Annotated in this window: 12 protein-coding genes; 11 read left to right on the top strand and 1 reads right to left on the bottom strand. The window is 60.1% G+C overall.

The features are described from left to right. Positions 1-8: 8 nt before the first annotated feature. Positions 9-719 (bottom strand): septum site-determining protein MinC, encoded by a 711-nt coding sequence (gene minC / locus CPA54_RS05480; protein ID WP_103765221.1) that lies wholly within the window; start codon positions 717-719, stop codon positions 9-11. A gap of 157 nt (positions 720-876) precedes the next feature. On the opposite strand from minC, the gene CPA54_RS05475 reads away from it, so the two are divergent. From CPA54_RS05475 to rplL, 11 genes are all read left to right on the top strand, one after another. Further along, on the top strand, positions 877-1545 hold the full coding sequence (locus CPA54_RS05475; protein WP_043557811.1) for a glutathione S-transferase family protein: 669 nt from the start codon (positions 877-879) through the stop codon (positions 1543-1545). A 32-nt stretch (positions 1546-1577) separates the two neighbouring features. Next, the gene (locus tag CPA54_RS05470) at positions 1578-2762 is read left to right on the top strand and encodes an aminoacetone oxidase family FAD-binding enzyme (RefSeq protein WP_103765282.1); all 1185 of its coding nucleotides are present in this window, start codon (positions 1578-1580) and stop codon (positions 2760-2762) included. A 52-nt stretch (positions 2763-2814) separates the two neighbouring features. Continuing rightward, positions 2815-3546, top strand: coding sequence for a response regulator transcription factor (locus tag CPA54_RS05465; protein ID WP_052348917.1), 732 nt, complete (start codon positions 2815-2817; stop codon positions 3544-3546). Next, positions 3533-4966, top strand: a complete 1434-nt coding sequence (locus CPA54_RS05460) for a HAMP domain-containing sensor histidine kinase (protein WP_043558309.1) — start codon at positions 3533-3535, stop codon at positions 4964-4966. The genes CPA54_RS05465 and CPA54_RS05460 overlap by 14 nt, the downstream gene beginning before the upstream one ends. Positions 4967-5238: 272 nt before the next feature. Further along, positions 5239-8418, top strand: coding sequence for an efflux RND transporter permease subunit (locus CPA54_RS05455; RefSeq protein WP_043557817.1), 3180 nt, complete (start codon positions 5239-5241; stop codon positions 8416-8418). Next, complete coding sequence (locus CPA54_RS05450) at positions 8415-9776, top strand: efflux RND transporter periplasmic adaptor subunit (protein ID WP_249085783.1); 1362 nt, start codon at positions 8415-8417, stop codon at positions 9774-9776. Before CPA54_RS05455 ends, CPA54_RS05450 begins: the two co-directional genes overlap by 4 nt. Beyond that, on the top strand, positions 9776-11383 hold the full coding sequence (locus CPA54_RS05445; protein ID WP_043557818.1) for an efflux transporter outer membrane subunit: 1608 nt from the start codon (positions 9776-9778) through the stop codon (positions 11381-11383). The genes CPA54_RS05450 and CPA54_RS05445 overlap by 1 nt, the downstream gene beginning before the upstream one ends. Before the next feature lie 120 nt (positions 11384-11503). Then, positions 11504-11938 (top strand): 50S ribosomal protein L11, encoded by a 435-nt coding sequence (gene rplK, locus CPA54_RS05440; RefSeq protein WP_043557819.1) that lies wholly within the window; start codon positions 11504-11506, stop codon positions 11936-11938. 4 nt (positions 11939-11942) lie between these two features. Beyond that, the gene (gene rplA, locus CPA54_RS05435) at positions 11943-12635 is read left to right on the top strand and encodes a 50S ribosomal protein L1 (protein ID WP_043558313.1); all 693 of its coding nucleotides are present in this window, start codon (positions 11943-11945) and stop codon (positions 12633-12635) included. 269 nt (positions 12636-12904) lie between these two features. After that, positions 12905-13429: a 50S ribosomal protein L10 gene (rplJ, locus tag CPA54_RS05430; RefSeq protein ID WP_043557820.1), complete on the top strand. Its 525-nt coding sequence runs from the start codon at positions 12905-12907 to the stop codon at positions 13427-13429. A 62-nt stretch (positions 13430-13491) separates the two neighbouring features. Then, entirely contained in the window at positions 13492-13866 is a 375-nt protein-coding gene (gene rplL, locus CPA54_RS05425) for a 50S ribosomal protein L7/L12 (RefSeq protein WP_043557822.1), read from the top strand. Positions 13867-13913: the final 47 nt, after the last annotated feature.

The raw sequence follows: 13913 nt of genomic DNA, 5'->3' as shown, positions 1-13913 counted from the left end.
AGGAAAAGTCATATTTTGACAGTCCCTGCCTGAAGGGGAGTCACATTCAGCCGTTCCTGTTCCAGATAGACCTGTGCGGCTTTCCCCACGGAGTCTTCCGGCATTTCTTCGGCCACCATGTAGAAACCGTCAATGGCGAGCAGTTCGGCCTCCATCTTGGCGGTGTAGATGCGGGCCTGGGGATGGCCGTCCACCCCGGCAATGGCCCGCCCGCGCAACGGCCCGTAAACATGGATGGACCCACCGGCAATGATCTCCGCACCAGAGGAGACGGCCCCCAGCACGATGACGTCCCCATCGGGATTCTGGATGGACTGGCCAGAGCGTACGACCCGGTTGATGATGAGCGGCTCGCTCAGGTTCGCAGTGGCGGGCTCGGCCGCCTGCGGCTCTTCGCCATCGGGCAGGTTCACGGGCCCGCTCGGGCGCCCGCCCTGGAGTTCGATGGGCCACTCCCATGACTGGAGGGCTGCCCAGTGGCGATCTCCCCCCTCAATGCCGATCAGATGGATATGGCGCTGGCGCAGTTCCTGCTGGAAACCGGCCAGTCCTTCCGTATTTTCATCCAGCAGGCTGAGGTCCAGAATGACGGGCTGGCGGTTGAAGAATCCGGCGGCGCGCCTCATATGCTCATCCAGTCCGGCCAGCCAGTCCTTCAGCGGGGCTTCTGGGGAGAGAATGAGTGCCAGGAAAGACCGGCCCCGGGCACGGATGGTCATTCTGCTGGTACCTGGGGCTTGCACTGCGGACGCATCTGACGGATGAAACGACGGAGATGCTGATGGGCTGGACATGAACTGTGGATCACCGTGGTTGTGTCTGGACTGATTGGAATGGTCGCTGTTCCCTGATGCAAAAATGCCGTAGGAAAAACATATGCGTATACTGCATCACTTACCCCTGTCTCCGCAATCGCGTTTTGTGCGGCTCATGCTGGCAGAGAAGAAGCTGCCGTTTGAGCTCGTCGTGGAAAAGACGTGGGAGCAGAACGAACGGTTTCACGAACTGAATCCGGCAGGCGAGGTGCCCGTTCTGGTGGAGGACAGTGGCATGGTCGTGCCTGGCGGGCGTGTGATTGCCGAATATCTGGAGGATGCCTACCCGGAGACCTCTCTTCTGGGGCGCAATCTGGCTGAACGGGTGGAAGTCCGCCGCCTCATGGACTGGTTTGAGCGGCTCTTCCAGCAGGAAGTCATGGTCAACCTTCTGGGGGAAAAGGTGGAGAAGCGTCTTTTCGGGCAGGGGCATCCTGATGGGAAGATTCTTCAGGCAGGGTACAAGAATCTCCGTTTCCATCTGGATTACATTGGCTATCTGGCCGAAACACGGACATGGCTGGGTGGTTCTGTTCTGACAGCGGCAGATTTTACGGCTGCGGCCCATATTTCCGCCCTGGATTTTCTGGGTGATATCGACTGGCGCCGGGCTCCGTGCGTGCGGGACTGGTACGCCCGCATAAAGTCCCGCCCCTGTTTCCGTGATCTTCTGGGTGACCGTGTCAGCGGCGTGAAACCACCTGCCCATTATGCCGATCTTGATTTCTGACAGGTCATGAAGGGCGTGGGGCAGACATGGTGATGTGGGATGTGGCCGTCATGGGGGCGGGGGCAGCTGGCATGATGGCGGCTGCCACGGCAGGGCAGAGGGGCGCGCGGACTGTCCTTCTGGACCATGCCGATCAGCCGGGGCGGAAAATTCTCATTTCTGGTGGTGGGCGGTGCAATTTCACCAACCTGAAGGCGGACTGGACATATTACCGCTCTGAAAATCCCCGTTTCTGTCGCTCCGCTCTGGCCCGGTACCGCCCGCAGGATTTTCTGTCCCTTGTCGAGAAATACCGCATTCGCTGGCATGAGAAGGAAGAGGGACAGCTTTTCTGCGATGAATCGGCCCGGCAGATTGTTTCCATGCTGGAAGATGAATGTCGGGTTGGCGGGGTTACGTTCCAGCTGGGCTGTTCCCTGAGTGATGTGAGCCATGATGGTCACAGTTTCACACTGGAGACATCACAGGGGCCGGTGCGGGCACGGTCCATCATTCTGGCAACGGGGGGGCTGGCCCTGCCCAAGCTGGGCGCCACCGACATTGCCCTGAAGCTGGCCCGGCAGTTCGGCCTGCGGATTGTGCCACCCGCTCCGGCCCTCGTGCCCTTTCGTCTTGAAGCGGCCCAGCCGAATCTTGCCGGTGTGTCCCTTCAGGTCACGGCTTCGCTGGCCGGTCGGAAGAAGCCGGTCTTCACGGGGGGGATGGTCTTCACCCATCGGGGTGTGTCCGGCCCGGCTATCCTGCAGATATCGTCATGGTGGGACGGGCATGAAGCCCTGCGCCTGAATCTGGCTCCGGGGCGTGATGTTCATGAGGATATGCGGGGGATCTGCCAGCAGCGCCCGAAGGCCCATGCGCCCGCCCTGCTGGAGGCCCTGCCCGCCCGGTTGGTGAAGGTGTTGGTCGCTGGAATGCTGGATGACCGCCCGCTGGCGGAACAGCCAGCGAAGGCGGTGCGTGCCCTGGCAGCGCAGGTGAGTGACTGGGTTCTCCACCCGGCGGGTACGGAGGGTTACGCCAAGGCAGAGGTCATGCGGGGCGGTGTGGATACGAGAGACCTGTCCTCCCAGACCATGGAGGCCCGCACGGTACCGGGGCTGTATGTTGTCGGAGAGGCCGTGGATGTGACAGGCTGGTTGGGAGGGTACAATTTCCAGTGGGCCTGGGCCAGTGGCGTGGCGGCCGGACAGGCTGCGGCAGGGCGGTCTGGTGTGTGATGGTGGCCAGAGGAGGGGCGATGCGATGGCGGCGGAAAAGAAGATGAAGAAGATGGAACGGCAGCCATGGCCCAGCGATGCTCCGCTGGAGGGTGAGGGACAGGCCCCGGTAAAGCTCCTTCTTGTTGAGGATGACGACAGTCTTGCGGAAGAGATCGTGGGGGATCTGTGCGGGCGTGGCTATGAGGTTTCACGTGCAGCAACAGGGACCGAGGGGCTGGAGATGGCCCGCCGGGATGATTATGCCCTGCTGGTGATGGACCGCATGCTGCCGGGCATGGACGGGCTGAGCGTGTTGGAGACCCTGAGGGAGCAGGGCATGACCATGCCGGTTCTGGTCCTGTCGGCCCTGTCAGCCGTGGATGACCGCATCAGTGGCCTGAAGGCGGGCGGGGACGATTACCTGACAAAACCATTCGTGATGGAAGAGCTGGCCGCCCGGCTGGAAGCCCTGCTGCGCCGTCCCATCTATGGCCGTACCTCCATGCTGAAGCTGGGGCCGCTGGAGATGGACCTTCTGGAACGGCGGGTGCGACGGGACGGGCGGGAAATCGACCTTCTGCCACGGGAGTTCCGGCTGCTGGAATACATGATCCGCCGCCCCAATACGGTGCTGACCCGGACCATGCTGCTGGAGGATGTCTGGAATTACCGGTTCGTCCCCCGCACCAATCTGGTGGACGTGCATATCGGCAAGCTGCGTCGCAAGGTGGACCGGGACGGCGAGGAGCCGTTGATCCACAGCATCCGTGGTGCCGGGTTCTGCCTGCGTGTCCCGGAGTGACCTGTTTCGCACGGCGGCGTTCCGGCTGACGCTGGGGCTTGTCTGTGTCGTCGTGCTGGGGATGCTGCTGGAGCTGATCCTGCTTTACGGGCAGATCAGTACTTATGAGCAGCTGCGCACCAACGACCTGCTGCGCCGTTCTGCTTCGGTCCTGATGCAGGAGGCCCCGGGTGATCTGGAGGTCCGGCTGAAAGAACGCAGCACGAGCGAGCTGCGCATCTTCCTGAATGCTGCCGCCCTGTTCGACAGGGACCATCACCCCATAGCCGGGGACATGACAACGTGGCCCGCAGGGCTTACGGCCAGTCCTTCTACCCAGAATCTCTCCTTTGTCCTGCCGGATCATTCCGTGACGGTCATGCGCTTTCTTGTGGTGGAAGTGCCGGGGATGCAGCCGGGGAAGACCCGCCTTCTGGTATTGGGGCGCTCCCGCCACATGGTGGATGAGCTGCGGCGTGTAGCCCGGCAATGCGCCCTGTTCTCCATGGTTCCGGTCGTACTGTTTGCTCTCATGGCGGGGATGATCCTCAGCCGCCGTGCGTTGGGGCGCATCACCAAGATGCATCATTCCATCGAGCAGATCGTCAAGGGGCAGCTTCGGGAGCGCCTGCCTGTCGGGCGTGGTCATGATGATCTTGACCGTCTTGCCGGGTCGGTCAACAGAATGCTGGACCGGCTGGAGCAGCTGATGGGTGAAATGCGGGATGTTGGCAACGACATTGCCCATGATCTCCGTACACCATTGGCCCGTGTCCAGGCCCGGCTGGATCGCCTGAACGGTTTTGTACAGGCGTTGACATCGACCCCGGAGGAGGAGCTCCGCTTCGAGCAGGCAATGGCTTTGTGCCAGAGGGATCTCGAGCAGTGTTTTTCTGTCATTACGGCCCTGCTGAGGATCGGGGAGATTGAAAATGGTCAGCGCAGGGCTGGTTTCAGGCGCATGGATATCATGCCTCTCATTGCCGACATGGCTGATCTGTACGAGCCCAATGCAGAAACGCAGGGGCTGACCCTGTCCGTGATACCTCATGAAGGCCCCGTGGAGCTTTGGGGGGATGCCGACCTGCTGAACGAGGTTCTGGCCAATCTTCTGGACAATGCTCTGAAATTCACGGGGGAGGGGGGAGCTGTCACTCTACGGGCAGGGCGGAACGAGCTGGGGGAACCGTGGTTCGAGGTGCGGGATACCGGGGTTGGTATTGCGGTGGAGGAGCGTGATGCCGTGATGGGCCGCTTCTACCGGGCAGACAAGAGCCGCCACGTGCCCGGCAGCGGGCTGGGGCTGAGCCTTGTGGCGGCCATCGTCCGGCTGCATGAGGCCCGTCTCGTGATTGATGAGAACCGTCAGGGGGATGTTGGCAGCGGAACCGTGTTCCGTCTTGTTTTCCCGGTTCCTGAACAGGCCCAGTGCGCAGGGTGAGGTGTGATGGGCCGTGGCAGATAAAAGGCTGGTAACGGAACCGTGTTCTTAAAAATCTTTTCAGATGAAAAGCATTTTTTCTTTGGGTTGCGTCGTTATAATCCCCCGGACGCAGGGTTGGGGCCTTCGGGCACCTGTGGCCCGTCCAGGTGGAGAGACAGATTGCCCAGCAGTATCGAGACAGAGAAGACAGCCTATCGAATGAAAGCGGGGATGGGTGAGGGGGCCTTCATGCTGGGACTGCCCCTGTCCGACATGGGGTCCTGCCCGTCATGAATGCCATTGTCCTGACCGCCCTGCGGCGGCCCTATACGTTTGTGGTCATGTCCATCATGATCCTCATTTTCGGGGTGAGGGCCATCCTGGGCACGCCGACGGACGTGTTCCCCAACATCAGGATTCCAACGGTGGCAGCTGTCTGGTCCTATACAGGGCTGATGCCAGAGGAAGTCTCCGGCCGTATCGTCTATTATTATGAGCGCGCCCTGACGGCGACCGTCAACAATATCGAGCACATTGAGAGCAACTCCTATTACGGGCGTGGGATTGTCAAAATCTTCTTCCAGCCCGGTACGGATACCAGCGTTGCCCAGACGCAGATCACTTCCGTGTCCCAGACGGTCATCAAGCAGCTGCCCACCGGGGCCACGCCGCCGCTCATTCTGGCACTGGATGCATCATCCGTCCCTGTCCTGACCCTGCAGGTCAACAATCCCAACATGTCCGCTTCGGAGGTCTATAACATGGCCTCCAACCTCATACGGCCGGAGCTGGTTTCCGTAGCGGGGACGGCCATCCCCAATCCTTATGGTGGTGTGGCAGCGGACATCATGGTGGATATCGACCCGGTGAAGCTTCTGGCGCACCGTCTCTCTGCCGTGGATGTGGCCAGCGCCCTGAACAGGCAGAATATCGTGCTTCCGGCCGGGGATCAGAAGGTCGGTGCCATGGATTTCATGGTGCGGACCAATTCTGCCCCCATGGATATTGCCGCTTTCAACCGGATGCCCATCAAGCAGGTGGGTAATTCCGTCATCTATCTGCGGGATGTGGCCTGGGTCCACAAGGGTGGGCCGCCGCAGACGAACGCCGTGCTGGTGCGAGGCAAGCAGGCGGTGATGATCGTCATCCTGAAGAGCGGGAACGCTTCCACGCTGGATGTGGTGAGCGGGGTGAAGAAACTTCTGCCGGATATCCAGAAGACGCTTCCCCCCGGCACAAGCATGGATATTCTCACCGATGCATCCAGCTTCGTGAAGGAATCCGTGGTCGATGTGGTGCGGGAAATGATCACCGCTGCCATCCTGACCAGCCTGACGGTTCTGCTCTTTCTGGGGTCGTGGCGTTCGACCGTGATCGTAGCGGTTTCCATTCCGCTGGCCATGCTTTCGGCTCTGATTGGCCTCAGCCTGGCCGGGCAATCCATCAATGTGATGACGCTGGGCGGTCTGGCTCTGGCTGTCGGTATTCTCGTGGATGATGCCACGGTGATGATCGAGAATATTGATGCCCACCTTCATATGGGCAAGGAGCTTGAGCCTGCCATTGTCGATGCTGCCAACCAGATCGTCATCCCGACATTCGTTTCGACCACCTGCATCTGCATTGTCTGGTTCCCGCTCTTTGAGCTGACAGGTGTGGCGGGATGGCTGTTCATGCCGATGGCCGAGGCCATCATTTTTGCGATGATTGCCTCTTTCGTTCTTTCCAGAACGCTCGTCCCGACGATGGCGAACTGGCTTCTGGCCGCACAGGTGGAGCAGCAGCGCCATCCTGACCATGCCAGCCGGAAAAAGGGTTTCTTTGGCAGGTTCCAGGAGAGGTTTGAGGCATATTTCGAGCGGTTCCGCCAAAGTTATCATGATGTTCTTCTGGCCGTACTGGCGATACGGACCCGGTTCATCATTCTTTTCCTCTCCGGTGCGCTGGCGTCTCTTCTTCTGCTTTTCTTTGTCGGGCAGGATTTTTTCTCGGAGATCAAATCCGGGACCATGCAGATGCATTTCCGGGCTCCGGTCGGAACCCGTATTGAGGAAAGTGCCAAACTCAGCGGGTTGATTGAAAAGAAAATCCGTGAGGCCCTGCCGGGTCAGGTGAAGCTGATCGTCAATAACTGCGGCCTGCCGATGAGCCAGATGAACCAGGCCATGGTGCCCTCTCCCACGACAGGAACACAGGACTGTGATGTCACCATTCAGCTGGAGGATGATGAAAGTCCGATCGCCGAATACCGCAAGCGCCTGCGTACGGCCCTCAGCACGGCTTTCCCGGGGATAGGCTTCACCTTCCAGCCGGGCGATCTGACAGCCAAGATTCTCAATTTTGGCCTGCCATCTCCCATTGATGTCCAGATTGTCGGGCGGGATCTCCAGCATAATTATGCCTTCGCCGTCCGTCTGGCCCAGCGTCTGCGCAGAATTCCCGGTGCGGTGGATGTCAGTGTCCAGCAGCCCATGACCCAGCCGACCATGCTCATCAATGCCCATCGCAGTTTCGCCATGGGCACCGGCATCACGGAGCGTGATATCGCCTTCAATGTGCTGACAACCCTTTCGGGGAGTTCGCAGGTCGGGCAGACTTATTACCTCAACCCGCAGGGCACTTCACAGCTGATCGACGTGCAGGCCCCGGCCATGTATCTCCAGACCCTCAATGACCTGGAGAAGATGCCGCTCGACAAGGGGGATGGCAACCCGCAGAACGGGACCATGCAGATACTGGGTGGTGTCAGCCATATCGAACAGACAGGGACACCGGCGGAAGTCTCCCATTACAACATCATGCCGGTGTTTGACATCTACGTGGCGGCAGAGGGGATCGACCTCGGGGCTCTGTCCCGTGCTGTAAACCGGGAGGTGGAAAGCGTCCGGCCTGACCTGCCGCATGGGTCCAGCATGGTGGTGCGTGGGCAGGTCGTGACGATGAACAATGCTTATGTCCAGCTGATTGGTGGGCTGCTGCTTTCCATCGTGCTGGTCTATCTGATCATTGTCGTGAACTTTCAGTCGTGGCTGGATCCGTTCGTCATTGTCATGGCTCTGCCTGCCGCTCTGGGCGGGATTGCGTGGAGCCTGTTCCTGACCCATACGACTCTGTCCGTTCCGGCGCTGACAGGGGCCATCATGTGCATGGGGACAGCCACGGCCAATGCCGTGCTGGTTGTGGCTTTTGCCCGGGAGCGGCTGGAGGAACACGGCAATGCCGTTCTTGCCGCCTCGGAAGCCGGATTTGAACGCATCCGGCCCGTGCTGATGACAGCCCTTGCCATGATGATCGGCATGATCCCCATGTCCATCAGCAATTCCTCCAATGCGCCGCTGGGCAAGGCCGTGATCGGCGGGCTGATGATGGCCACGGTGGCTACGCTGCTGTTTGTCCCCTGCGTTTTTGCCCTGATCCATGGTGGTGCCCCGAAGAGTGACCGGGCCACTCCAGAAGGAGAACCTTCATGAATCCGTCCCCCCATCAGACTCCATCTCCGGCTCGTGGCAGGGGGCGCCTGCTGATTCTCATCCTTCTGGCGGTGCTTGCAGGGCTGGTTGTACTGGGGCTTGTGCAGCGTGCCCTGCACAGGAGAGAGCTGGTGCGGGAGACGCAGGACAGTGCCATTGCCCGTGTCGTGCTGATAAAGGCGCAGCCGGGTCCTGCCACCCGGACCGTGGACCTGCCTGCCAATCTGGCAGCCTGGTATGAGGCGCCGATCTATGCGCAGGTCTCTGGTTATGTGAAGATGTGGTATAAGGATTACGGGGCCCATGTGAAGCGGGGCGACCTTCTTGCGGAGGTCAGCACGCCGAGCATTGATGCCCAGTACGCAGCGGCCAAGGCGCATTATGAGGTCATCAATGCCCGTTACAAACTGGCGCTGATTACCACGCAGCGCTGGACAGCTCTGCGGGGGACACAGGCCGTCTCCCGGCAGGAGGTGGATGTGCAGGCTGCCAATGCCGCTGCCCAGAAGGCCGAGCTTGACGCTGCCGCCCATGAAGTTGAACGGGTGGAGGCGCTGGAGAATTTCAAACGTATCGTAGCCCCTTTTGATGGGATCGTGACGTCCCGTCTGGTCAATGTCGGGGATTATGTGAACGCGGCCGGGGGCAATCTCAATTCACGGGGGGCGATCGCCGAGCTGTTTTCCGTGGCGGATGTGCATCGGATCCGTGTGTTCGTATCGGTACCGCAGGATTTTGCCAGTGTCATTTCGCCCCGCATCAGTGCGGAGCTCAGCGTGCCACAATATCCGGGGCGTGTGTTCAAGGCCCGTTTTCTGGCCACGGCCAATGCCTTCAATGCTGCAACCCGGACCGTGACGACCGAGCTGGTGCTGGACAATCCTGATGGGCTGCTCTGGCCTAATTCTTACGCCACGGCGCATATCCAGGCTCCTGGCGACCCGAACGTGCTGATTGTACCTACCAGTGCTCTCATCTTCCGTGCCCAGGGGATGCAGGTGGCCAAGGTTGTGAATCATCATGTCCGGCTGGAGACTGTGCAGGTCGGTACGAATTTTGGCATGACGACACAGGTTCTTTCCGGCATGTCCCTGGATGATGAGATTGTGGCCAATCCGACAGCCGACATGCTGGATGGTGATGAGGTCCGGGTTGTGACACCCACCCGTGGATATAATGATGTCAAACCCAAGGATACTGAGAAGCCAGTGCCGAATGTGACATCGAATGATCTGAGGCGTGTCGGTGCGATGCCACCACCGGAGGAAAACAGCCCTGATGATCAGGCAAAGCCGGGCGAAAGAGAGGCAACGGCATCCGATTCTGCGCCTGTCAGACAGGAACAGGGGCAGCACTGATGGCAACAGGGGTGTGGAAGACGGTCTCCCTTCTGGCAGGAGGGCTCTCTTTTTTTCTGACATCATGTGATCTGGCTCCGAACTATCACAGGCCACATTTCATTTACCCGGAGGGGTGGGCAGGCAAAGGCATCATGGGGGATGCCAAGCCGGCCGATGCAGTCGTGCGGGGAGAATGGTGGAAGCTGTTCCACGATCCCCAGCTTGATGAGCTGGAAGAGCGGCTGAACGTCTATAATCCGGACCTTCAGGCAGCGGCGGAGGTTTTCACGCAGGAGCGTGACATCGCCCGTGAGACGGAAAGTCGTCTGTATCCGCAGCTGGCCGGTGGGGCGCAGATGAGCCGGAACAAGCAGTCTGATGGGCGGCTCTTCCTGCGGCGGAGCAACAATACGCCCATTTATGAATCCAACGTCGCCTATAGCGGTGCCGCCACGTGGGAGCCGGATTTCTGGGATGCCATCCGCAATCAGACGCACATGCAGAAAAATCTGGCGCAGGCCGGGGCTGCTGAATATGCACTGACGAGGCTGAGTCTCCAGGCCGAGCTGGCATCAAACTACATGGCACTGCGTGGGATTGATGCCCAGCTGGCTGTTTATGATGATTCCATCCGGTATTTCCGTACGGCCGTGGAGATCACGAGGTTGCGGCAGGGTGGGGCCATTGGTGCGGGGCTGGATGTTTCCCGTGCGGAGAATGAGCTGTACTCCGCACAGGCGGCAAGGAGCTATCTGGAGGCGACCCGGCAGGTGCAGGAACATGCCATTGCTGTCATGGTGAACATGGTGCCTGCCAGTTTCCACATCCAGCCGGTCAAGGATTTCCGGCTGCATTTTGATACCATCCGGGTGAAGGAAGGTATCCCATCCACACTGCTGGAGAGACGGCCCGACGTGGCCATGAGCGAGCGGCAGATGGCTGCCGCTGCACGGGCCATTGGTGTGTCCCGGGCAGCTTTCTATCCCCATATCACCATCAGTGCGACGGGTGGCTTCGAGGATGCCGGGTTTGATCTGGCCAGCATCTCCAAGGCGTTCTGGCGGGTGGCCGTGCAGGCTGTGGAGCCGCTTTTCACGGGGGGGATGCGGCGTGCGGCCCTGCAACGGGCCTGGTCGCAATATCGGGAACGCGTGGACGCCTATCGGGCGACGGTTCTGGCGGCCTTTCAGGATGTTGAGGATGGGCTGAGCCAGACAGCCCTGTACCATCAGGAACGGCTCCAGCAGCATCAGGCAGTGGATGCTGCACTGCGGACACAGGCCATGACGATGGCTCTTTATACGGGGGGGCTGACGAACTATCTGGATGCACTGGTGGCCCAGCAGGATGCGCTGAAGGCCCGCCTGCTGGAGGTGCAGGCGCAGACACGGCAGCTCCAGTCCACGGTCAGGCTCATCCGTGCCCTTGGCGGCGGCTGGTCGGACAGGCTCCTGCCGGACATAAAGAGCATCGATCCGATTGGGCCGTTGCAGTATGAGGGGCTGCACCATGCCCGCCCCGCCGGTGAGGTGCCGGTGGGAACCCCGCAGAAGGGTTCTGAGATCGAACCACCCGTTGCGGAACGTGACCTGACGGGGGCAGCTGCCGTGCCAGCGCACCCCTGATTCCTGCTTGACGGTATGGGGGGAATGGTCTAGGCACCCTCTCAGTCGAACGTGGGAGGCGGGGATGATCCCTGCCGTCTCAACCACGGTTCGGGAACTGTAAATTAGGGAGTCCCGGATATGGCCAAAAAAGTAGTTGGCTACATCAAACTGCAGATTCCGGCTGGCAAGGCTAACCCTTCTCCGCCGGTCGGTCCGGCGCTGGGTCAGCGCGGTCTGAACATCATGCAGTTCTGTAAGGAATTCAACGCAAAGACGCAGGGTCTTGAGCCGGGGATGCCGATCCCGGTCGTGATCACCGCCTATGCGGACCGTACCTTCACCTTCATTACGAAGACGCCGCCGAACACCTACTTCCTGCTGAAGGCAGCGAAGATCACCAAGGGTTCCCAGACGGTTGGCCGTGCGTCTTCCGTCGGGTCCGTGACGACATCCCAGCTGCGTGAGATTGCTGAGAAGAAGTTCCAGGACATGAACGCAAACGACATCGATGGTGCCGTGCGTATGCTGGCAGGGTCTGCCCGTTCCATCGGTCTTGATGTGGTGGAGGGCTGAGAACATGGCCAAGAACAAACGTATTGCCGCCCTGCGCGCCAAGGTTGATGGTGACAAGCTGTACTCCCTGAACGACGCTGTCGCTCTGGTGAAGAGCAACGCAACGGCCAAGTTCGATGAGACGGTTGAATTCTCCATCGGTCTCGGTGTTGATCCCCGTCATGCTGACCAGATGGTCCGTGGTCTGATCTCCCTGCCGCACGGTACGGGCAAGACGCTGCGTGTCGGTGTGTTCGCCCGTGGCCCGAAGGCTGAGGAAGCTGCCGCCGCCGGTGCCGAGGTTGTCGGTGCGGAAGACCTGGCCGAGAAGGTGCAGGCTGGTGAGATCGAGTTCGATCGCTGCATTGCCACCCCGGACATGATGGCTCTGGTTGGACGTCTGGGTAAGATTCTTGGTCCGCGCGGCCTGATGCCGAACCCCCGTCTCGGTACCGTGACGATGGACGTCAAGGGTGCCATTGAGGCTGCCAAGTCCGGTCAGGTGGAATATCGTGCCGAGCGTGCCGGTATCGTTCATGCTGGCGTCGGCAAGGCTTCTTTCTCCGAGTCCCAGCTAGCTGAGAACGTGAAGGCTCTGGTGGATGCGCTCCAGAAGGCCCGTCCGTCCGGTGCGAAGGGGACTTATCTGAAAAAGGCTTCACTTTCCTCCACAATGGGGGTAGGTGTGCGTATCGATCTCTCCAGCTTTGAAGGCTGATTAAGGGGAGGTTATGGAATCGCCACCCTCCAGGGTGGTGTTCTGGAGCAGCCCAGGCTGCTCCTTTCCTGTCCTAGAACGCATGTGGGTGTCATCCCTTAAAGCCCTTTTCGGGCGCAGGCGTGAGACGGGCAGAGCGTATCAGGCCCTCTGGGTGCGATGCGGTCTTCCTTATCATGGACAGGCGAGCGGGCTCTGTTGTGCCTTTGGGTAGGGCAGGGCCTATGGGTAACTTGGTCCGAGCAATCGGACTAACGAGGAGACAGGTTTTGGACCGTACGGAAAAACGGGCCTTTGTCGAGTCCCTCAGCAAGGTGTTTGGTAGCACGTCCATGGTTGTCGTCACCCAGAATCTGGGTCTGACGGTTGCCGATGCGACAGAACTGCGCCGCAACATCCGCGCTGTAGGTGCGACATACAGGGTTGCGAAGAACCGGCTGGTCAGCCGTGCTCTGGATGGGACCCAGTTCGACGGCATTGCGCCGCTGCTTAAAGGCCCGACGGCCATTTCTTGGTCGGATGAGCCGGTTGGCGTGGCGAAGGTGCTGGTCGAGTTCGCCAAGAAGAATGACAAGCTGGTGGTACTTGGTGGTGCCCTTGGCAATCAGACCCTTACGGCTGATAGCGTCAAGGCACTGGCCTCCCTGCCATCTCTGGACGAGCTGCGTGCACAGCTGGTTGGTATGATCAGTACCCCGGCAACCCGCATCGCAGGCGTCACCCAGGCTCCGGCTGGGCAGCTTGCTCGCGTTCTTGGTGCCTATGCCAGAACAGGCGACACGGAAGCCGCTTGATTAACGGGGTGGCCCGCATGAGCGACGCCGCCTGACATTTACGCATCTTAGAGGATATTATCATGGCCGATCTGGCAAAACTGGTTGACGAACTGTCCGCTCTCTCCGTTCTGGAAGCTGCCGAGCTGTCCAAGCTGCTCGAAGAGAAGTGGGGCGTTTCCGCTGCTGCTCCGGTTGCTGCTGTTGCTGCTGCTCCGGCTGCTGGTGGTGAAGCTGCTGCCGAGAAGACAGAGTTCGATGTTGTTCTGGCTAAGGCTGGTGACAAGAAGATCAACGTCATCAAGGAAATCCGTGGCATCACGGGTCTGGGCCTGAAGGAAGCCAAGGACCTGGTCGAGGGCGCTCCGAAGACCATCAAGGAAGGCGCCACGAAGGACGAGGCCGAGAAGATCAAGAAGGTTCTGGAAGAGAACGGCGCTACCGTCGAGATCAAGTAAGAGCTGTATCCATGCGGTCCCCTTTGGGGGAGCCGTTGGAGCGAGTG

Origin of the sequence: Parasaccharibacter sp. TMW2.1890 (assembly GCF_023337645.1) — a bacterium.
Lineage (GTDB): Bacteria > Pseudomonadota > Alphaproteobacteria > Acetobacterales > Acetobacteraceae > Bombella > Bombella apis.
This window is presented reverse-complemented; position numbering and strand designations above follow the sequence as displayed.